The sequence below is a fragment of the Streptomyces sp. AC512_CC834 genome, assembly GCF_019049325.1.
In the GTDB taxonomy this organism is placed as follows: domain Bacteria; phylum Actinomycetota; class Actinomycetes; order Streptomycetales; family Streptomycetaceae; genus Streptomyces.
The window spans coordinates 214,672-234,596 of sequence record NZ_JAGMUO010000097.1 but is presented as its reverse complement, the minus strand read 5'-3'; the positions used below and the strand labels follow the sequence as shown (position 1 = coordinate 234,596).

General features: G+C 72.1%; 21 protein-coding genes and 1 pseudogene. 9 read left to right on the top strand and 13 right to left on the bottom strand.

Features of this window, described 5'->3' with window-relative positions:
* Positions 1-14: 14 nt before the first annotated feature.
* The 4 genes from KUM40_RS28605 to KUM40_RS28590 form a co-directional block, all read right to left on the bottom strand.
* Complete coding sequence (locus KUM40_RS28605) at positions 15-929, bottom strand: 5-dehydro-4-deoxyglucarate dehydratase (protein ID WP_217169076.1); 915 nt, start codon at positions 927-929, stop codon at positions 15-17.
* Positions 930-939: 10 nt separating this feature from the next.
* Positions 940-1,917 (bottom strand): 2-hydroxyacid dehydrogenase, encoded by a 978-nt coding sequence (locus KUM40_RS28600; RefSeq protein ID WP_254395858.1) that lies wholly within the window; start codon positions 1,915-1,917, stop codon positions 940-942.
* A 16-nt stretch (positions 1,918-1,933) separates the two neighbouring features.
* The gene (locus tag KUM40_RS28595) at positions 1,934-3,208 is read right to left on the bottom strand and encodes a glucarate dehydratase family protein (RefSeq protein ID WP_217169074.1); all 1,275 of its coding nucleotides are present in this window, start codon (positions 3,206-3,208) and stop codon (positions 1,934-1,936) included.
* Positions 3,209-3,278: 70 nt separating this feature from the next.
* Positions 3,279-4,259: a 2-hydroxyacid dehydrogenase gene (locus KUM40_RS28590; protein WP_254395770.1), complete on the bottom strand. Its 981-nt coding sequence runs from the start codon at positions 4,257-4,259 to the stop codon at positions 3,279-3,281.
* A 263-nt stretch (positions 4,260-4,522) separates the two neighbouring features.
* On the opposite strand from KUM40_RS28590, the gene KUM40_RS28585 reads away from it, so the two are divergent.
* The 6 genes from KUM40_RS28585 to KUM40_RS28560 are packed head-to-tail and all read left to right on the top strand — an operon-like array spanning position 4,523 to position 10,731.
* Entirely contained in the window at positions 4,523-6,061 is a 1,539-nt protein-coding gene (locus tag KUM40_RS28585) for an ABC transporter substrate-binding protein (RefSeq protein ID WP_254395769.1), read from the top strand.
* 1 nt (position 6,062) lies between these two features.
* The gene (locus KUM40_RS28580; RefSeq protein ID WP_217169071.1) at positions 6,063-6,992 is read left to right on the top strand and encodes an ABC transporter permease; all 930 of its coding nucleotides are present in this window, start codon (positions 6,063-6,065) and stop codon (positions 6,990-6,992) included.
* Between the two features lie 14 nt (positions 6,993-7,006).
* Positions 7,007-7,963, top strand: coding sequence for an ABC transporter permease (locus tag KUM40_RS28575; protein ID WP_217169070.1), 957 nt, complete (start codon positions 7,007-7,009; stop codon positions 7,961-7,963).
* Positions 7,960-8,973, top strand: coding sequence for an ABC transporter ATP-binding protein (locus tag KUM40_RS28570; protein WP_217169069.1), 1,014 nt, complete (start codon positions 7,960-7,962; stop codon positions 8,971-8,973). Before KUM40_RS28575 ends, KUM40_RS28570 begins: the two co-directional genes overlap by 4 nt.
* Complete coding sequence (locus tag KUM40_RS28565) at positions 8,966-10,018, top strand: ABC transporter ATP-binding protein (RefSeq protein WP_217169068.1); 1,053 nt, start codon at positions 8,966-8,968, stop codon at positions 10,016-10,018. The genes KUM40_RS28570 and KUM40_RS28565 overlap by 8 nt, the downstream gene beginning before the upstream one ends.
* Entirely contained in the window at positions 10,009-10,731 is a 723-nt protein-coding gene (locus KUM40_RS28560; protein WP_308401261.1) for a sulfite exporter TauE/SafE family protein, read from the top strand. The genes KUM40_RS28565 and KUM40_RS28560 overlap by 10 nt, the downstream gene beginning before the upstream one ends.
* A 35-nt stretch (positions 10,732-10,766) precedes the next feature.
* On the opposite strand, the gene KUM40_RS28555 is transcribed toward KUM40_RS28560, so the two are convergent.
* The 3 genes from KUM40_RS28555 to KUM40_RS28545 all read right to left on the bottom strand — a co-directional run bounded on the left by KUM40_RS28555 (position 10,767) and on the right by KUM40_RS28545 (position 12,466).
* Entirely contained in the window at positions 10,767-11,111 is a 345-nt protein-coding gene (locus tag KUM40_RS28555; protein ID WP_217169794.1) for a hypothetical protein, read from the bottom strand.
* A gap of 99 nt (positions 11,112-11,210) precedes the next feature.
* On the bottom strand, positions 11,211-12,092 hold the full coding sequence (locus tag KUM40_RS28550) for a glycerophosphodiester phosphodiesterase family protein (RefSeq protein WP_217169067.1): 882 nt from the start codon (positions 12,090-12,092) through the stop codon (positions 11,211-11,213).
* Positions 12,093-12,262: 170 nt separating this feature from the next.
* Positions 12,263-12,466 carry a hypothetical protein gene (locus KUM40_RS28545; RefSeq protein ID WP_217169066.1) on the bottom strand — a complete coding sequence of 68 codons (204 nt, stop codon included), beginning with the start codon at positions 12,464-12,466 and terminating at the stop codon, positions 12,263-12,265.
* Between the two features lie 242 nt (positions 12,467-12,708).
* Here KUM40_RS28545 and KUM40_RS28540 point away from each other — a divergent pair, with 242 nt between their 5' ends.
* On the top strand, positions 12,709-13,671 hold the full coding sequence (locus KUM40_RS28540; RefSeq protein WP_217169065.1) for a zinc-dependent alcohol dehydrogenase family protein: 963 nt from the start codon (positions 12,709-12,711) through the stop codon (positions 13,669-13,671).
* Positions 13,672-13,734: 63 nt separating this feature from the next.
* On the opposite strand, the gene KUM40_RS28535 is transcribed toward KUM40_RS28540, so the two are convergent.
* From KUM40_RS28535 to KUM40_RS28525, 3 genes are all read right to left on the bottom strand, one after another.
* Positions 13,735-14,577, bottom strand: a complete 843-nt coding sequence (locus KUM40_RS28535; RefSeq protein WP_217169793.1) for a class I SAM-dependent methyltransferase — start codon at positions 14,575-14,577, stop codon at positions 13,735-13,737.
* A 105-nt stretch (positions 14,578-14,682) separates the two neighbouring features.
* Positions 14,683-15,879, bottom strand: coding sequence for a glycoside hydrolase family 64 protein (locus KUM40_RS28530; protein WP_217169064.1), 1,197 nt, complete (start codon positions 15,877-15,879; stop codon positions 14,683-14,685).
* A 78-nt stretch (positions 15,880-15,957) separates the two neighbouring features.
* The gene (locus tag KUM40_RS28525; RefSeq protein WP_254395768.1) at positions 15,958-16,521 is read right to left on the bottom strand and encodes a hypothetical protein; all 564 of its coding nucleotides are present in this window, start codon (positions 16,519-16,521) and stop codon (positions 15,958-15,960) included.
* Between the two features lie 33 nt (positions 16,522-16,554).
* Here KUM40_RS28525 and KUM40_RS42730 point away from each other — a divergent pair.
* Both KUM40_RS42730 and KUM40_RS41720 read left to right on the top strand, forming a co-directional pair.
* A pseudogene (locus KUM40_RS42730) lies at positions 16,555-17,031 on the top strand (CocE/NonD family hydrolase); the annotation flags it as partial.
* 70 nt (positions 17,032-17,101) lie between these two features.
* Entirely contained in the window at positions 17,102-17,344 is a 243-nt protein-coding gene (locus KUM40_RS41720; RefSeq protein WP_254395994.1) for a hypothetical protein, read from the top strand.
* A 130-nt stretch (positions 17,345-17,474) separates the two neighbouring features.
* Here KUM40_RS41720 and KUM40_RS28515 read toward each other — a convergent pair whose 3' ends face one another.
* Genes KUM40_RS28515 through KUM40_RS28505 form a run of 3 tightly spaced genes read right to left on the bottom strand, consistent with a single transcriptional unit; the run spans position 17,475 to position 19,907 of the window.
* Positions 17,475-18,008 (bottom strand): NUDIX hydrolase, encoded by a 534-nt coding sequence (locus KUM40_RS28515; RefSeq protein WP_217169063.1) that lies wholly within the window; start codon positions 18,006-18,008, stop codon positions 17,475-17,477.
* Between the two features lie 4 nt (positions 18,009-18,012).
* Positions 18,013-19,074 carry a serine hydrolase gene (locus tag KUM40_RS28510; protein ID WP_217169062.1) on the bottom strand — a complete coding sequence of 354 codons (1,062 nt, stop codon included), beginning with the start codon at positions 19,072-19,074 and terminating at the stop codon, positions 18,013-18,015.
* Positions 19,071-19,907 (bottom strand): IclR family transcriptional regulator, encoded by an 837-nt coding sequence (locus tag KUM40_RS28505; protein ID WP_217169061.1) that lies wholly within the window; start codon positions 19,905-19,907, stop codon positions 19,071-19,073. Before KUM40_RS28505 ends, KUM40_RS28510 begins: the two co-directional genes overlap by 4 nt.
* Positions 19,908-19,925 lie beyond the last annotated feature (18 nt).

Genomic DNA, 19,925 nt, shown 5'->3' with positions numbered 1-19,925 from the left:
GACCGGCTGAGCACCTAGGACAGGCCGAGCACCGCCCGCCCCTCGGCGACGATGGCCGCCAGTTCCTCGGTCTCGGCCGCCGTGAGCGGCGTCAGCGGCGGGCGGACCGGACCGGCCTTGATGCCGGACAGGGTCACCCCCGCCTTCACCAACGACACCGCGTACCCCGGCACCCGCTTGCGCAGCCGGACCAGAGGATGGAAGAAGGTCCGCTGGAGCGCGTCGATCCGCTCCTGGTCGCCGTCCTCGATCGCCCGGTGGAAGGCGAGGGAGATGTCCGGTGCGAAGGCGAAGGCGGCCGAGGAGTACAGCTCGACGCCCAGTGCCCGGTAGGCGGGCTGGCTCGCCTCGGCCGTCGGCATGCCGTTGAAGAACTGGAAGCTCTTGCCGGTCGCGCCGAGCGTGTCACGTACGGCGGGGACGATCCGTGCGACCAGGTCGAGGTCGCCGGTGCCGTCCTTGAAGCCCGTCACGGTCGGAAGCTGGGCCACCTCCGCCGCCGAGGCCTCGTCGAAGCGGGCGTTCGCCCGGTTGTAGACGATCAGGGGCAGATCCGTCTCCTGCCCGACTGTGCGCGCGTAGGCGACGAGTCCCGCGGCAGGTGACTCGACCAGGTAGGGAGGCATGAGCAGCAGGCCGTCCGCACCGGCCTCGGCGGCGGACCGGGCGAACTGCCGGGCCAGGCCCAGCGCGCCCCCGACCCCGGCGTACACCGGGACGCGTCCCGCCGCCGCTTCGACGGCGCCGCGCAGGACGGCGGCGTACTCCTCGTGGTCCAGGGCATGGAACTCGCCGGTGCCGCAGGCGACGAACACCCCGCCCGGTCCGGCGTCCACGCCTGCCGAGACGTGGTGGCGCAGGGCGTCGAGGTCGACCTCACCGGTGGCGGTGAAGGGGGTGACGGGAAAGAAGAGAACGCCTTCGAGCACGAGTGGTTTCCTAACGTGTGGGAGGGACGGTGGAGCGGACGACGCCCGAGAGCGGCTCTCCGCGCTGCAGGCGCCCGATGTTGTCGGCGATCTCCGCGGCGCGCGCGGCGAAGGTGTCGGTGGTGTGACCCGAGTGGTGCGGGGTCATGAGCACGTTGGGCAGCTCGTGGAACGGCAGCCGGCTCGGCGCCTGGGGCGGGCCGGACCACCACACGTCCAGCGCGGCGCCGCCGATGGCACCGGAGCGCAGTGCCCCGTACAACGCCTCCTCCTGTACCACCGGCCCTCGCGCCACGTTGACCAGCAGTGACCCGGGCCCCATGGCGGCGAGTTCGGCCGGGCCGATCAGCCCGCGGGTGGCGGGGCCCAGCGGGACCGTGACCACCACGACGTCGGACTCGGCGAGCAGGTCGGGCAGCCGGTCGTTCCCGCCGACCCAGTCGGGCCGCAGGTCGGCGGGGAAGGGGGCCGAGGGATCGCGTCGCACGGCGCGCACGCCGAGGCCGACCGCCTGACACAGCCGGGCGACCTCGGTGCCGGTCTCGCCGAACCCGATGATGCCCACACGCCGCTCTCGCAGCGTCGTCGCGAAGTCGAGCCCGGAGTCCACGGCCACGTTGCGCCACCGCCCGGCGCGCAGTTCGCGGTCGGCGCCCAGCACGTCGCGGGAGAGCATCAGGACGGACATGAGGACGTACTCGGCGATGGAGCGGCCGTGGTGGTGCGTGGTGGCGACCGTGACCCCGGGACCCAGCGCGTCCAGCGCGATGCCGTCGTAGCCGGCGCCGACGACGTGGACGAGCCGCAGCCGCGCGGCCCGTCGGGCGTCCTCGGCCGGCAGCTTCGAGCCGATGTAGACCTCGACGCCGGGGAGGGCTTCGGAGATCCGTGTCGCGTCCCAGTCGCAGGCGTCCAGCCAGTCGTGGCTGCCCTCGGTACGCGCCTTGAGCGGCTCCTGGAACCGGCTCAGGATGCGGTGGTCGAACATGATGCGCACGTGGGGGTCACCACCGGGGGGTCTTGAGCGAGAAGGACGGATCGACGCTCCGCAGGTAGCCGGTGTCGTCGCGGTCGCGCAGCCCGCAGTCGAGGTACTGCCGGTGGAGCCGGGCGAGTGCCTCCCGGTCCAGTTCCACGCCCAGACCGGGAGCTGTGGGCACGGCGAGGGAGCCCTCGCTGAACCGCAGCGGCGTGGGGTCGACGACGTCCTCGTCGGGACGTTTCCACGGCCAGTGCGTGTCACAGGCGTAGGTCAGCCGGGGTGTCGCCGCCGCCAGGTGGGTCATCGCGGCGAGGCTGATGCCCAGGTGCGAGTTGGAGTGCATCGACAGACCGAGCCCGAAGGTCTCGCAGATCGCCGAGAGCCTGCCGCAGCGCCGCAGGCCGCCCCAGAAGTGGTGGTCGGACAGCACGATGCCCACCGCTCCTCGGGCCACCGCGGGCGCGAGGTCGTCGAAGGAGACGACGCACATGTTGGTGGCCAGCGGGGTCGGGGTGCCCGCGGCCACGGCCGCCATGCCGTCGATGCCCTCCGCCGGGTCCTCCAGGTACTGCAGGACGCCGCCCAGTTCGCGGGCGACGCGCAGGGACGTCTCGACGCTCCAGACCGCGTTGGGGTCCAGGCGCAGGGGATGGTCCGGGAACGCCTCCCGCAGCGCCCGCACCGCCGCGATCTCCTCGTCCGGCGCCAGGACGCCGCCCTTGAGCTTGATGGAGGAGAAGCCGTACTGGTCGATCATGCGGCGGGCCTGGTCGACCAGGCCCGCCGGGTCGAGGGCGGCGCCCCAGTCGTCGTCCTCCTGGCCGGGGTGCCCCGCCCACTTGTAGAAGAGGTACGCGCTGTAGGGGACCGAGGGGCGTACCGCTCCGCCCAGCAGGTCGCTGACCGGCCGGCCCACGAGCTTGCCCTGGATGTCCATGCAGGCGACGTCGAACGGCGACATGACCCGGTCCACGGCGCTGCTGCCGGTGACCATCCCGGCCATGCCGTCGCCGCCCGAGGTGTCGGTCCCCAGGGCACGCGTGGTGCGGGCGATCAGGTCGTTGAGGCTCCAGACGTCCATGCCGACCAGTTCGGCGGCGGCGCGGCGCAGTCGTTCCAGGTGCAGGGTGCCGCCGTAGGTCTCGCCGACGCCGCCGACCCCGCCCTCCGTGGTGATCTCCACGACCGTGCGCAGCGCGTAGGGCTCGTGCACGCCCACCGAGTTGAGCAGGGGAGGGTCCCGGAAGGCCACGGGGGTCACGGTGACGTCGACGATGCGTTCGGAGGTGCCAGCCATGCTGCCGTCCTCATATGTAGTCGGCGTTCTCATCTGTGGACATAGTTGTAGGCATACGCGCGGGCCGGTGTCAATGGGCCGGGTGTCGGGGGACCGGTGTGAGCAGGGTGCCCTCCGTCATGAACCGCTGGAGGTTGCGCAGGGCCAGGTCGCCCATGGCGGCCCGGGTCTCGTGGGTGGCGCTGGCGATGTGCGGCAGCAGCACGACCCGGTCCGACTCCAGCAGCGCCCGCGGCACGTTCGGCTCGTCGGCGAAGACGTCGAGCGCCGCCCCCGCGATCCGGCCCTCCGTCACCGCTGCCACCAGGGCGGCCTCGTCCACGACGCTGCCCCGTGCGACGTTGACCAGGTACCCCCGGGGCCCGAGCGCGTCCAGCACCGCGCCCGAGACCAGGCCCCGGGTGCCCCCGCCCCCGGCCACCGTGACGACCAGCGCGTCGCACGCCTCGGCCAGGGCCTCGGCACTGGGCAGGTGAGGGTGGCGGACCCCGGGAACCGGGGTGCGGGTGCAGTACGCGATGTCCACCCCGAAGCCGTCGAGCCGGCGCGCGACGGCCCGGCCGATCCGGCCGAGACCCAGGATGCCGACCCGCTTCCCGCTCACCCGGTCGGCCAGGGGGAAGGGCGCGGCCGCCCAGGCGCCCTCGCGCACGTACCGGTCGGCGGCCGACAGCCTGCGCATGACGTCGATCAGGGCGCCGACGGCGAGGTCGGCCACGCAGTCGGTGAGCACGTCGGGGGTGTTGCTGACGTCGATGCCCCGGGCACGGGCCCGGACCACGTCGGTGGTCTCGTAACCGACGCCGAAGTGCACGATCGCCCCGAGCCGGGGCAGGGCGTCCATCAGCGCGTCGCTCACACCGGTCCGCGCGCTCGTCACCGCCGCCGCCACCTCGCTCCCGTGGTCGCGCAAGTAGGCGGCCGGGTCGGGGACTTCGGTCAGACGCACGGCGCGGTAGTGCTCGCTCAGCGCCCTCTCCAGGGCGGGGAGCAGGGCAGACACCTGGAGGACGGTGCCCGGGGCGTTGGCAGGGGTGGGGAAGGTGGACAAGGTGACGCTCCCGTCGGTTCGGGTGCCGCGGAGCGCGTCGCTCGGAGAAGGTCCGATCCTCCGCATGTCTTGACGCTGCCCCGGCACCGGTTTAGCTTCGCGTTCACAGATGCAGACTGAGTACGCAAGTGTAGACAGACGGCAGAGGCGGCCCCACACCCCCGAGTTCGGAACGTGACACATCAGCACTTCCCCGGAGACACGCGACGATGAAGTCCTCCGTTTCACCCACCCGGCGCCCCGCACCGAGGCGGGCCCACTCCATGAGCGCCATGCTGCTGGCGGGCGTCGTGCTCACCTCCAGTGGGTGCGCCGTGGCCAACAGCGCGGGTGGCGACACCGGCCGCGCCGACGGCCGCACCCTGCGGGTGGTGCTCACCCAGGAACCACCGACCCTGGAACCCTGCGAGGCATCACTGACCGGCACCGGTGTCGTGGTCCGGTCCAACATCACCGAACCCCTGGTCGAACGCGATCCCGCGTCCGGTGAGCTGAACCCCCTGCTGGCGACCGGCTGGAAGCAGACCGCACCCCGCACCTGGACCTTCGACATCCGCTCCGGGGTGACCTTCCAGAACGGCGCGCCCTTCACCGCCGAGGACGCCGCCTTCTCCATCGACCGGGCGGTCAACTCCGACCTCGCCTGCAACGTCGAGGGCTATGTCTTCGGCAACGACGACCTCGAGGTGAAGGCGGTGAACGACGGCCGGCTGACCGTCACCACCGAGAAACCCGACCCCATCCTGCCGCTGCGCCTGAGCTTCGTGGAGATCGTGCCCCGCACGACCGACAGGACCGCCAAGGTCCGCACACCGATCGGCACCGGCCCCTACGCCGTCCGCTCCTGGCAGCCCGGAGCGGCGATCTCCCTCAACCGCTTCGACGACTACTGGGGCGAGGCCCCCGACTTCGCCCGGGCCCGCTACGTCTGGCGCAGCGACGCGAGCGTGCGCGCGGCCATGATCGACAAGGGCGAGGCGGAGATCGCCGTCGCGCTCGACCCGATGGAGGCGGAGAAGGACACGACCGTCGCCTACCCCAACAACGAGACCACCGCCCTGCGGCTGGACGGCCGCGAGGCCCCGCTCGACGACATCAGGGTGCGCCGCGCCATCGACCTGGCCGTGGACCGCGAGGGCATCATCGACGCCCTGCTCGGCGGTCTCGCCCAACCGGCCGGCCAACTGGTCCCGCCCGGAGTGGTGGGACACAACGACGCGATCGAACCGACCCGGCAGAACGTCCCCGAGGCCCGCGCCCTGGTGCGGGAGGCCGAGGCGGACGGCGTGCCCACCGACCGGCAGATCACCCTGGTCGCCCGCAACGGCATGTTCTCGGGAGTGTCGGAAACGGCCGAGGCCCTGCAGTACCAGATGGCGGAGATCGGGCTGAACGTCAAGGTCCGCATGGCCGACACCGCCACCCACCTCCAGTACCAGCTACGCCCGCTGCCGAAGGACGTCGGCCCCATCGCCCTGCTGATGATGCACGGCAACCAGGCCGGCGACGCCGCCTTCACCACCAGCCAGTACCTGCTCAGCGACGGCCCGCAGTCCACGTTCGGCACCAAGGAACTCGACCGGCGCATCGCCGAAGCCGGCGCGCTCTCGGGCGAGAAACGGCAGAAGGCCTTCGCCGCCCTGCTCGCCGACCAGAACAAGACCGTCGTCCAGTACGCCCATCTCGCCCACATGAGCGGACTGCTCGGCCTGTCCCGGTCGATCCGCTACCGACCCAACTCCGCCACCGGGGACGAACTGCGGCTCGCCGAGGTCCACCCGGCCAAGGGGGCGAAGCACTGACATGATCCCGTTCCTGCGCAAACGCGTCCTCTCCAGCGCCGTCCCCCTCGTCTGCGTCGTCCTCGGCGTGTTCTTCCTGGCCCGGATGACCGGCAATCCCGTCGACCTCTACCTCCCGCTGAGCGCCACCCCCGAGCAACGCGCGGAGTTCTCCGCCGCGCAGGGCTTCGACCTCTCGATCCCCGCGCAGTTGTGGAACTACCTCGTCGACGCGGCACACCTGGACTTCGGCACCTCGCTGCGGACCGGGCAGTCGGCCGGTTCGATGGTGCTCGACGCCTTCCCCGTCACCCTCCAACTCGCCGGCGTCACCATGCTGCTGGCGATCACCGGAGCCGTGCTGGTCGGCAGCCTCGCGGCCTACCGCCCCAACTCCCTCATCGACCGGATCGCCAGCCTGCTGTCGATGACGGCCGCCAGCATCCCCGACTTCTGGTTCGCCATCATGGGCGTGCTGGTCTTCGGCGTGAGCCTCGGACTGCTGCCGACCTCGGGCACCCTCGGCGGCCCCGAGATCTGGGTGCTGCCCATCGCGACCCTGCTCATCCGCCCCTTCGGCGTCCTGGTCCAGGTGGTCCGCGGCAGCATGGTCACCGCACTGTCCGCGCCCTACGTCAAGATCGCCCGCAGCAAGGGCGCCGCACCCGGCCGGGTGGTCTTCGGCCACGCCCTGCGCAACGCAGTGACGCCGGTCCTGACCGTGGCCGGTGACCTGGCGGTCGGGCTCATCAACGGCGCGGTCATCGTCGAGACGATCTTCGGCTGGCCCGGCATCGGCAAGCTCATGATCGACTCCATCCTCCAGCGCGACTTCGCGGTCCTCCAGGCTGCCGTGCTCCTGACCGCCGTGACGATCTTCGCGCTGAACATCCTCGTCGACGTCTGCCACGCGCTGACCGACCCCCGAGTACGTCAGGCGGTGCCGGCGTGAGCGAAGGAAGCACCATGACCCGAGCAGAGACCGACACGGAGGGGTCCACCGCCGCCCGCGACCGGCAGCCGAGCCGGTGGCGGATGCTGGGCCGGGACCGGGCAGCGGCCACCGGAGCCGTCATCCTCACCGTGGTCGCACTCGTCGCCCTCTTCGGCCAGTTGTTCATCGGCGACCGCGCACAACGCCAGGACCTCGACGCCTCCCTGCGCCCACCGTCCCTCGACGACGGGGTGTACGGGCTGCTCGGCACCGACGTCCTGGGACGCAGCATGGTGGCCCGGCTGATCGAGGCGGCGGCGACGACCCTGTCCGTGGCCGTTCCGGCCGTGCTGTGCTCCCTGGCGATCGGCTCCGCCCTCGGACTGTGGGCGGGCTACCACGGCGGACGCCGCGAAAGCGTCGCCATGCGCGTCGCCGACGTCATCCTCAGCTTCCCCTCGCTGCTGATCGCGGTGGTCGTGCTGTACGTCTTCTCGCCGAGCGCGCTGAACCTCGTACTGATCCTGGCCGTGACCCGCATCCCCGTGTACCTGCGCACCGCCCGGGCGGAGGCGGCGGAACTGCGCAGCCGGCTGTTCGTCGACGCGGCCCGGACCTTCGGCACCCCCAGCCGCATGATCATCTACCGGCACATCCTGCCCATCGCCCTGCCGACACTGCTGACCGTCGCCACCCTCGACTTCTGCTTCGTGATGCTCACCGAGTCCTCGCTCAGCTTCCTGGGCATCGGAATCCAGCCCCCGGACGTGAGCTGGGGCCTCATGGTCGCCCAGGGACGGCAGTACCTCCAGACCGCGTGGTGGATCACCGTGCTGCCCGGACTCGCCATCGTGCTCACGACCGTGTCCGCGACGGTGCTCGCCGCCTGGGCCCGCATCGCCACCGACCCGGCCCAGCGCTGGCGCCTGACGCTGCCCAGGAAGCGCCGGCCCGCCCAGGCCCCCGTACCCCCGGAGATGACCCCGTGACGACCACCACCAGCGCCGCCGCCTCCGGCACCGACACCCCGGCCCTCGACGTCGAGGACCTGCGCGTCGACCTGAGCACGCCGTCGGGGACCCTGCGGGCCGTCGACGGCGTCAGCTTCAGCGTCCACCGCGGCCGCACCCTGGCCCTGCTGGGCGAGTCCGGCTGCGGCAAGTCGATGACCGCGCTGTCCGTCGTCGGACTGCTGGACCCCGCGGCGGCGGTGACCGGCGGCGCCGTCCGGGTCAGGGGCGACGACACCCTGCGCATGAGCCCGGCCCAACGCCGCAAACTGGCGGGACCGGTGCTGTCGATCGTCTTCCAGGACGCGCTGACCGCCCTCAACCCGGTGCAGCCGGTGGGCAGGCAGATCGGCGAACCCTTCCGCATCCACCACGGACTCTCCCGGCGCCAGGCCCGCGAGAAGGCGATCGAGCTGATGACGCGGGTGGGCATCCCCGAGCCGAGGGAGCGGGCCCGGTCCTACCCCCACCAGTTCTCCGGTGGCATGCGGCAGCGGCTGCTCATCGCGATGGCCGTCGCACTCGCGCCCGACGTGCTCATCGCCGACGAACCCACCACCGCCCTCGACGTGACCGTCCAGGCGCAGATCATGCGGCTGCTGCGGGACCTCCAGGACGAACGGGACATGGCCGTCGTCCTGATCACCCACGACCTGGCCGTGGTCGCCCAGCGCGCCGACGACGTGGTCGTGATGTACGCCGGCACCGTCGTCGAGAACGGCCCGGTGCACGACGTCTTCGCCGCGCCCCGCCACCCCTACACCAGGGGACTGCTCGACTCGGTGCCGGAGGACAGCGTGCGCGGACGCCCGCTGCCCGCCGTCCCCGGCAGCCCGCCCGAGCTGAGCGCGGTGCCCGCCGGCTGCGTCTTCCAGGCCCGCTGCCCGCTGGCCCGCGAGCGCTGCGTGCGGGAACGGCCGTCCCTGCGTACGTCGGGCGACGGCCGCTCGGCCGCCTGCCACTTCTCCGAGGAGCTCGACCGTGTCTGACTCCCGCGCCACCACCGCCACCCCCGGGCCCCGAGCGGACGGTCCGCAGGACGACCCCCCGCTGCTGGAGGTACGAGGGGTCACCAAGACCTTCGGCAGCGGCCGGCGCCGGCTGACCGCCCTGGACGGGGTGGACGTGCGGGTCGGCCGCGGCCAGACCCTCGGACTCGTCGGCGAGTCGGGCTGCGGCAAGTCCACCCTGGCCCGGGTGCTGCTCGGTCTCGAGCGTCCGGACGCGGGCACCGTACGGTTCGACGGGACCGACCCCTTCGCCCTGCGCGGCAAGGAACTGCTGGCCTGGCGGCGACGGGTGCAGATGGTCTTCCAGGACCCCTTCGCCTCGCTCAACGCGCGCATGTCGGCCGCCGACCTGATCGGCGAACCCTGGCGCACCCACCGGGACGTCGTACCGGACGCCAAGGCACGCGACCGGCGGATCCGCGAACTGCTGAACCTGGTCGGGCTGCGGGAGAGCGACGGCCGCCGCTACCCGGGCGAGTTCTCCGGCGGGCAGCGCCAGCGCATCGGCATCGCCCGCGCGCTGGCCCTGGACCCCGATCTCATCGTCTGCGACGAGCCCGTCTCCGCCCTCGACCTCTCGGTGCAGGCCCAGGTCCTGAACGTACTCTCCGACCTGCGCACCCGCCTCGGCGTCACCTACGTCTTCATCTCCCACGACCTGTCCGTGGTGCGCTACATCTCCGACCGCGTGACGGTGATGTACCTGGGGAAAGTCGTCGAACACGGAGACACCGACGACGTCTTCGAAAGCCCCCAGCACCCCTACACGGCCGCCCTGATGTCGGCCGCCCCCGTCCTCAAACCCGGCGGCGACTCCCGCCGCGAGGAGATCCAGCTCCAGGGGGAGATCCCCTCGCCCTTCGACATCCCCTCCGGCTGCCGCTTCCGCACCCGGTGCCCGCATGCCCAGGACCTGTGCGCGACCCAGGCACCTCCGCTCGCCGTGCGCGAGACGGCCGACGGGGCCCGGTCCCACACGGCCCTGTGCCACTTCCCCCTGCGGACGGAGTCCTCGTGGGGCTGACCGGCCCGGAGTTCGTGCTGCTCTCGGTCACGGTGGGCGTCGGCGCGCTGCTCCAGGTCTCCGTCGGCTTCGGCCTCGGCATGATCGGCGCACTGGTCTTCTCACTCGTGGACCCGGCCCTCGCCCCCACGGCGGTCCTGCTGCTCGCCACCGGGGTGACCGCGACGGTGCTGGTGCGCGAACGCGGCCGGGCGGACCTGCGCGGCTGCGGCTGGGCCCTCACCGGCCGGCTGCCCGGAGTGCTGGCCGGTGCCCTGCTCGTGGTCGCCCTTCCCGCCCGCTACCTCGCGCTGCTCATCGCGGCGGTGGTCCTCACCGGCGTCACGGTGAGCGCGGCCGGTTACGTACCGCGCCGGCGGCGCTCCTCGGTCGTCCTGGCCGGGATGGCCTCGGGACTGATGGGCACGGCCACGTCCATCGGCGGCCCGCCCATGGCGATGGTGTGGCAGCGGCTCAGCGGCCCGGAACTGCGCGCCACGATGAGCGCGTTCTTCCTCGCCGGTTCCCTGATGAGTCTCGCCGCGCTGACGGCGGCCGGCGCGGTCGCCCCGTACGCACTGCGCGGCGCCGCGCTGCTCGCGCCCGCCGCCGCGGCCGGGGTACTGCTCGCCCGGCCACTGACCCGGCGGCTGGACGTACGACGGACCCGCACGGTGGCCGCGGCACTCGCGGTCGCGGGAGCCGTGGTGCTGGTGGTACGGCAGTTCGTCTGACCGTCGGGGGGCGGCTGACCGTCGGGGGGCGGCCGCTACGTGCGCAGCAGCCGCTGCGTGATCTCGCGGTACTGCCGCAGCGCGATCCGCAGTTCCTCGGAACGCGCGTCGGTGTCCTGGTCCTGCCAGCTCTCGTGCAGGGCACGACGCCGTTCCGCGAGGGCGTGCGCGAGGTGGGCCGCGGCGTCGTCGAAGGCGGCCTCCGCCTCCTCCAGGGCCTCGCGCGGAGTGTCGGCGAAGGTGTTGATCGCCTTGCGCAGACGGTCCAGGACCGCGTCCCGCTCCGCCGACGGCAGCAGCGCGTCCGGTGCCGCGGAACGGTGCTCGGGGCGGCGCGGGGGCTGATCCGACGGCTGCTGTGCGCGCGACTGGTCGTACATCATCGTGTGCCGCTTTCCTGGGCTGCTTGGGTCACCGGGTTCCCCGGAGCGGCATGGCTCTGCGCCGTACCGACAGTCAACGCCCGACGGCCGTGCGTGTCAAAGAGCCGGCTTCCCGGTGCCCTGCTGACGCTGGGTGAGGGCCTGTGGGTAGTCCGTGATGACGCCGTCGACGCCGAGGCCCGTCATGGCGCGGATGGCGCCGGGTTCGTCGACGGTCCAGACGTTGATGTCCATACCGAGTTCGTGGACGCGGTCGACGAGGGCCTGGTCGGTGACGGTGTGCTGGGGATTGATCTGGTCGGCCCATGGGGCGAGTTGTTCGAGTTCGGTGTCGGTGGGGCGCTCGGCGTCGAGGATGCCGATCGGGACGTCGGGCAGTCGGGTGTGGAAGGTGCGGGCGTCGTCCGTCTGGAAGGACTGGACGGCGAGCTGGTGACGGGCGAGGGCTTTGCGGAGGTAGCGGGGCTTGTTCTTGAGGTGGTCGGCGAGATCGGTGGCGACGGTGGTGCCGTATTGGCCGCAGGGGCTGATCTCGGCGAGGAGTCCGGTGCGGGTGTGGTCGATGTGGTGGATGACGTTGTCGAGGGTGAGGAGGGGTTCGCCGGCGTAGCGGGGGTGGAACCAGGAGCCGGCGTCGAGGTGGCGGAGCTCGGCCCAGGTGAAGTCGGAGACGCGGTAGCTGGGACGGTCGGGGTAGATGTCCTCGATGTCGGTGGTGCGTTCCATGGTGCAGTCGTGGAAGTTGACGAGCTTGCCGTCCTTGGTGCGTTGGACGTCGATTTCCACGTAGTCGGCGCGTTGGCCGGCGGCGAGGTCGATGGCGGCGGCGGTGTTCTCGGGAGCCATGCCCGAGGAGCCGCGATGGGCGATGACGTCCGGGCCGGTCGCGGCGTGCGCGGTGGTGGAGCTCATCGCCAGGGCCAGACCACTGAGCGCGGCCACCACCACACCGGCGCCGCTCTTGCTCGCGTGCTTCACTGCAGCCTCCTGGATTCGATTGACTCCCTGGAGGCTGACGGACGGCGGTTACGGGAAACCTGCCGCGGTCTGGCGCCGGCGGGAGCGCCCGGTGGAGCACGACCGTGAACCGGTCATCCGAGGCGGAGGGGGCGATTGCGCGCATTCGCTCCCCTTCCGCACGCGGCCCGTCACCTGCCGAGGATGCCCTCGGGAAGCAGGGACTGCGGCGAGGTGGCGGGGTGACCCACCTCGAGCGATCCGAGGAGACCGTCCAGGAGCGGACCGCCGGGAACCCCGGCGGACGGACCGGGCACGGGGGCGGCCTCGGCGACGGGAGCGGCCGCCAGCAGAGCGGTGGCCAGGACGGAGACACAGGCGAGCTTCTTGATCATGTCCGCCCTAACGAATGGCCGCCCATCGAGAAACGCTCGCCGCGGCCCGACTGGCCCAGTCGGGTCACGCGGGCGCCCATCGCGGCACGGGCGGCAGCACCGGCGGCAACACCGCGCGTCGGCGCGCGGCGAGTGAGGCAATTGTTCGCTCACCACTCTCACTTCGGCGAAGTGGACGGGGGCATCCGTTAGCGTCCGAAAGACACGGCCCCGGTGAACCCTCAGTGAGCAAGGGAGCGGCAATGAAGGCAGTGGAGATCCAGGCGTTCGGAGGACCCGAGGGCCTGGTGGTCGTCGACCTCCCCGACCCCGCCCCCGCCGGCGGACAAGTGCTGATCACCACCGAGGCGATCGGCGTGAGCGGTGCCGACGCCGTCATCCGGAGCGGTGCTCTCGCCTCCTACGGCTTCACAGCAGGCCACGTCCCCGGCGGCGAGGTGGTGGGCACCGTGACCGAGGTCGGCGACGGCGTCGATGCCTCCTGGGTCGGTCGGCGCGTATGGGCCCCCACCGGCGTGGGCGGCGGCTACGCGGAGCAGGCGATCGCCCCCGGCGACGAACTCCTGCCCCTCCCCTCCGGTCTCTCCGCCGTCGACGCGGTGACGCTCGGCAGTTCCGGAGTGGTGGCGCACTTCGGCCTCTCCCACGCCCACTTCACGCCCGGCGAGGCGGTGCTGGTGCGGGGCGCCGCCGGAAGCGTCGGGATCATGACGGTCCAGCTCGCGGCCCGTGGCGGTGCCGGTGCGGTGGCGGTGACGACGTCGTCGGCCGAGCGGGGGGAGCGCCTGCGCGGACTCGGCGCGACCCATGTCCTGGACCGTTCCGGGGAGGGGGACCCGGAAGCACCCGCGGGTTACGACGTGATCGTGGACGTCGTCGCGGGCCCGCACCTGCCCTCCTTCTTCCCCCGGCTCGAGCCGAACGGCCGCATGGTCGTCGTCGGCGCGGTCGGGGGCCAACCGCCGGCGGACTTCGGCACGCACATGATGGCGGCGTTCCAGAAGTCGATGTCCTTCGCCACCTTCAGCGCCGCCACCGTCCCGGTGCCCGACCGGAACGCCGTCAGGGCCGAGCAGTTCGCCGCCGCGAGCCGGGGCGAGCTGCGTTCGGTGGTCCACGAGGTACTGCCCCTGGAAGAGGCCGCGTCGGCGCACCGGAAGATGGACGACGGCGAGGTGTTCGGCAGGATCGTGCTGACGCCGTGACTGCCGGGGGTGTATGTCACGAGTCCACTGCCGCTCCACCGGTGGGGGAAGTGGCGAGGGTGGTCATTCCGGCCCGCGCGGCCAGACGAACACCTCGGTACCCGGCTGCCGTTCGGAGAACCGGCCCGAGGGCGACGCCTCGCGCAACAGGTCGCGCAGGTCCTTCTCGAAGGCGCCGAGACGGGCGCCGAACAGGTGCGGGGCCGAGAACGACATCGAGAACACCCCCGCGACGACGTCGTCCGTCGTGCGCTCCAACGGCTGCCCGCCGGGCACGACATGGCGATACGGGCCGGCGAACCCCGCCGCGGACAGCACCGCCGCCTCACCGCCCGGCGTCCCTCGCGGGAGCACACCCTGGCCGGCCCGGCGGACCGGTCCGAGACAGCGCCTGACCAATTCCTCGATCGCCGCGTAGGGAGTCGCCGGGTACGGCAGCCCGGCGACGGTCCGCGTGGGCGTCTTCACGTCCGAGATGTGCACCAGGGCGCCGCCCGGCCGGAGCAGGCCCCTGACGGTCGCAGCCACCGACTCGCGGTCCATCCAGTGGAAGGACTGGGCGAGGGTCGCGACGGTGAAACTCCCGAGTCCCGCGGGCAGTTCCTCGGCACGGGCCCGTATCCACCGTACCTTGCCGGTCACTCCCCGCTCCTCGGCCTCGCGCGCCGCCGCGTCGATCATTCCGGCGTCCGGGTCCACACCGACGACCTCGCCGAACAGACCGACCAGACCCAGGGCAATCGTCCCCGGCCCGCACCCCAGGTCGATCAGCCGGCCCCGCCCGTCGAGATCCAGCACCCCGCCGAGCACGTCCGCCAGCCCGGGAGCGTACGGAAGTCTCCCGCGCCGGTAGTGGGCGGCCGTACCCGAGAACAACGTGTCGTCCCACTCCCAGCCGGCCGCCACCTCCACCCACCCCTTCCGCCGAGAGCCTTTGCCCGCCCGCACCGCGCGTCCGCCCCCGACCCCCGCACCGGCGGAGGACGGGGGCAGACCCGTATCAGGGCCGGGTCAGTCGAAGGGCGCGAGGGTGAGCCGGGCCTCGGCCGGGTTGCCGTCGTGCACCAGCGACTCGTGGTTGCCGACGTCGTCGAAGGCGAAGGCGTACGCCTTTCCGTCGGCCATCCGGGAGTGGATGATCCGGGCGTAGTGGTTGGTCACGGAGTCCTGGTAGAAGTTGGCCGCGGACGGATCGGGCTGGTTGGGATTGCTCAGCAGCGTCGAGCGGTTGAAGCCGGCGCACAGCGTGCGGGAGATCGGTCCGCGTACCTGGTCGTTGGGCGCGTCCAGGAGCTTGTGGCAGCCGAAGACGCTGGACGCGTCGGGCTTCTGGAAGCTCGTGACGACCGCGCCGGAGGTGTTGGTGAAGTTCATGACGTTGCCCGAGACCCGCCCGAAGTACTTGGTGTCCGGCTGGTTCCCGAAGGGCGTGACGGTGAGTGTGGCCGTCGTGTACTTCTGCCAGACCCGGTTGATGTAGTCGTCCATGACCGACGCGGGCAGTGCCCCGGTCTCCACTCCGTACAGGGGCGCGAGCGCCCGCAGGACGGTGCCGTCGGGGCGGGTCTGGATCAGTCCGCCCCAGCCGGGCTGTGCCCGCAGCGCGTTGAACACCCCGTTGTAGCCACCGGCCTTGAGCTGCCCGGCGCTGGTCACGCTGCCGTCGGCGCGCTGCACGCCGACCGTGTACGGCGCGGAGAACATGTCGACCTGGGTGCTGTTCAGCCACAGTCCGTCGTTGTTGAGTGTGTACTCGGACCAGTTGAACAGGATGTTGCGGTTGGGGTCGCTCGGGTTCTGGACGGCGGGTTGGACCAGGCCGCCGGTGGTCAGCCGGAAGTCGAGCTTCTGGCCGTAGGAGAAGTAGACGCGTCCGGACAGCTTGGGGATCCGGATCGTCTTGGTCTGTCCCGCGGCCGGTCCGGGGATGGACGCGTCCGGGGCGGGGGTGGGGGGATTGCCCCCGGCGGGCCAGGCGTGGAAGGTGCCGTTCGAGTCGGCCCAGCCCTGCTGACCGGTCGTCAGCGAGGTGCCCAGGTTGTAGATGTACACGGCGTCGCCGCGGGCGGAGTTGTTGGTGATCTTCAGGGGGATGGTGTCGGGCACCGCGGCGTCCGCGGGCGGTGCGGCGCCGAACGTGAGCAGGGCGCCGGTGAGGCCTGCCGCCGCGGCCACGGCGAACAGACGGTGTCTGAGTCCGGAGAGCACTCTCCACCTCCGTGCGGGTGTGGGGGAATTGGTCCGTACCGATGATGAGAGCGCTCTCAGCGTTGCGCCGGGATGCGTTCATGTCAATGGATGGCGCGCAGCAGGCGCGGACGGCTTCGGCCGGCATGAGGAGAGGTGAGCGGAGGGCACCGGCCGTCGTGACCGGTGCCCTGCCGCGTGTGAGGCCCTGCTCGGGAGGTGGTTGCGGCCGACGACGGCGGCCGCCACCGCGCACACCAGGAACGCGGTGCCGAAGCCGCTGCCCAGGGCGTCCAGGGCCAGTCCGTGCGCCGCCGATCCGGGGGCGCCGGGCGGCAGGCCGTTCACGGCGACGGGCCCGAGGGCGAAGCCGAGGTCGCGCAGCATGTTGGTGGTGGCGCTGGCCATGCCCGCCAGTTGCTGGGGCACGCTGTTCAGCCCCACGGCCGTCACGGAGCTGACCGTCAGGGCGAAGCCGACGCCGATGAGCAGGGCGGGCGCCACGAAGGCGCCGAGGCTCGGGTCGGTGACGTCCAGCCGGCTGCACAGCAGGCAGTCGATCGCCATCAGGACGAACCCGGAGGTCAGCAGCCAGGACGCGGCAACCCCGCCCTCGAGCCGTCGCCGCTCTTCACGTCCCTGCACGGCTACCGCAAGCAGCACGACCAGAACTCGTAGTACAGGAGCAGCACTTCCATGACCGGGTCCCAGACGATCCGGGCGGGCGGGCAGCAGATCGCCGTCCGCAAGGATCTCCGCGTGCCGATGCGCGACGGCGTCACGCTGGCCGCCGACACCTACAGCGGCGTCGGCGACAAGCCGCGTCCCGCGCTGGTGGCACTCAGCCCGTACGGCAAGGAGCTCCAGGTCCTCGCCCTGACCACGCCGCCGCAGCGCCGGCTCAGCCCGATGCGGGACGGCTGCATCGAGGCCGGCGACATCGCACGCGTCGTCCAGGAGGACTACGTCCACGTCATCGGCGACCTGCGCGGCTCCAGCGCCTCCGAGCGTGAGCACATCGGCAACTACAACGCCGGTGGCGTCCCGCTCGGTCAGGACGCGTACGACTTCATCGAGTGGGTCGCGGCCCAGCCGTGGCGCGACGGCAACGTCGGCATGATCGGCATCTCGTACTTCGGCTCGATGCAGGTACTGGCCGCCGCCGAGCCTCAAGGCGATCTTCGTCAGCGGTGGCTGCTTCGACTTCTACGAGACCACCTACCACGGCGGCGTCAAGTCCCGCATGCTGGAGGCCTTCTCGGCCGAGGAGATCAAGAAGAAGGTCGCCGAACGGCTCCGGGACCCCGACGTGGCCGCCTGGCCCAACCTGGTCCATGTGCTCAACTACCCGAAGAACCACGAGGCCTGGTTCGACATCGTGATGAACGAGGTCGACGGCGACTGGTACGAGGAGCGCAACCCGGTCACGCTCGCGCCGAACATCGACATCCCGGTCTGGCTCCAGATCGACCAGGGGCGCCGCTGAAGGGCCCGAAGAAACTGGACATCGGCCCCTACCCGCCGATGCAGTCGCGCCCCTTCGCCGACGAGCGCAACGCGCTGCTGCCGCCGGACGCCTTCCACCTGCCGGTGGGCCGCCCCGTCACGCACAAGATCTACCGTGACGCCGCGCACCCGTCCCGGCTGGTGCTGCCGTTCACGACGGTCCCGGCCACCGCGTAGTGCCGTACCCCTTCGGCGCCCCGCCGCTCCGCCTCGGGCCACAGGCAGTCCAGCACCGAGGCGGACGGCGGGAAGAGGGCGGACGGTACCGCCTCGCGGGCGAACCACTCCCAGCGCTCGATCTTGTCGGGCTCGGTGACCCGGGGGGCACCCTGCGCCCGCTCGGTGACGGCCGCTGCCGTCACCCGGGTCAGCGCGCCCACGCCGTCGACGAGCACCGCCAGCACCCGCACCTCCGCGGGGGCCGCCACCAGCCCCGTCTCCTCCGCCAGCTCACGGGCGGCGGCCGTCTCGAAGTCCTCACCCGCGTCGACCTTGCCGCCGGGAAGCTCCCAGCGTCCGTCGTGACCGAGCCCGAGCAGGACCCGGCCGGCGCCGTCGAGGACGGCGAGGCCGACACCGGTGAGGCTCTGGGCGGTGGGGCGGGCGCGTTCGGGGCGTTCGGCGCCCGGTGCGGGAGAGTTCATCGGGTCATTCCATAATGGGACGGCCGCCGGAGGCCAACGAGGGTGTCCGGGCGGCCGCGTCGTGGAAGGCGCGGCGCACGGCGACGATCCCGTCGCCCGTCCTCGTCGGGTGCACCCGGTTGGTGAGCAGCACCGCGTAGCGCTGCGTGGCCGGGTCGACCCACAGGCTGGTGCCGGTGAAGCCCGTGTGGCCGTACGAGTGGGGGCCGAACACCTCCCCGGCGGGGGAGCCGACCGGATCGCGGCCCTGCCAGGCCAGAGCGCGCCGCAGCGCCAGACCGTCCGTGTGGGCGGCCGTCATCAGGGCGAAGGTGTCGGGGCGCAGCAGGCCCCGGCCGCCACCGGCGAGGGCGGCGCCGAGCCGTTCCATGTCCGCCAGCGTGGAGAACAGGCCCGCGTGGCCGCCGACGCCACCGAGCACGACCGCGTTCTCGTCGTGCACCTCACCCACGACCGGTCGGCCGCGCCAGGGGCAGTCCTCGGTGGCCACCGCTCGTGCCCGCCGCCCGGCGTCCGGGCGAAAGACGGTGTCCCGCATCCCGAGCGGCGCGCACACCAGCCGCTCCACCAGCGTGTCCAGTGGCTGTCCGGCCGCCGCCTCGGCGATCAGGCCCAGGACGATGAACCCCTGCGAGGAGTACTGGACGCGGGTGCCCGGCTTCGCGGTCAGGGGCAGCAGGCGTACCGCCTCCAGCAGCGACGCACGGGTGGGACGATCCCGGTAGAGCGGCACCTGTCCCGGAATTCCCGAGGTGTGCGTCAAGAGCTGGCGTATCGTCAGGTCCGCCTTGTCGCCGCCTCGGTAGTCCGGAAGATACGTGCCCACGGTGGCGTCCAGCCCCAGCGTGCCGCGTTCGACGAGCGCCATGACCGCGAGTCCGGCGACCGGCTTCGTCACCGAGGCGAGGTCCCACACGTCATCGCCGTCCAGCGGCCGTCCTTCCCAGCTCCGTGTGCCGGTCCAGCCCCGGTCCAGCGGCCCCTGCGCGTTCCCCACGGACCAGGCGGCGCCCGAGTAGACCCGCTGTTCGCGTCCCTCGGCGAGCAGTTCGGCCAGGGCGCTCATGACCGCTCACCCGCGTCGGCCGTGTTCACCACGCCGAGCACGGGGGTGCGCGCGCCGAGACCGGCGGACACCGTGCGCGCGGCGGCCCGCACCATCGGCCCGAACACCTCCACGCTCTCGGGGTCCAGGGTGAAGGTCAGTCCGGAGACGCCGATCGCGCCCACGACCACGCCCTCCGCGTCCAGGACGGGGGCCGCCACCGACCGTACGTCCGGCTCGTCGTACTCGTCGTCCACGGCGTAGCCGCACAGCGCCGCCTGTGCGAGCACCGCCCGAAGCGCGGCCGGGTCGGTGAGCGTGTGCGGGGTGCGGGCCTCCAGGTCCGGTGCGTCCAGGACGGCCGCGGCCTCCTCGGGGGGCAGGGCCGAGAGCATGGCGAGCCCCACGCCGCAGGCGTACAGCGGCGTCCGGTGACCCGGCCGCGTGCTCATCCGGTACTCACGGGCCGGCTCCGACTGCTCCAGGTACACGGCGTCACAGGCGTGACGCACCGCGTAGAACGCGACGTGACCGGTGCGCCCGCGCAGGTCGGCGAGGGCGGGCCCGGTGAGTTCCAGGACGGGGCTGTCGTTCAGCGCCGCGGCGGCCAGGCCCAGCAGACGCGGTCCCGGACGGTAGCTGCCGCCCTCGGCGGGCTCGGCGAAACCGTACTCCGCCATCGTCCGCAGATGCCGGTGGACGGTGGGCTTGGTCAGTCCTGTGCGGCGCGCGATCTCCCCCAACCGGTGGGGACCGCCGGGCCGGACGAGCGCTTCGAGCACCTCCATCGCCTTGTCGACGGGGCCCTTCACGAGTTCCTGGTCGACCGACCGGGTGTTGACCGCTTTCACCATGTCGCTTAGCTTAACCCA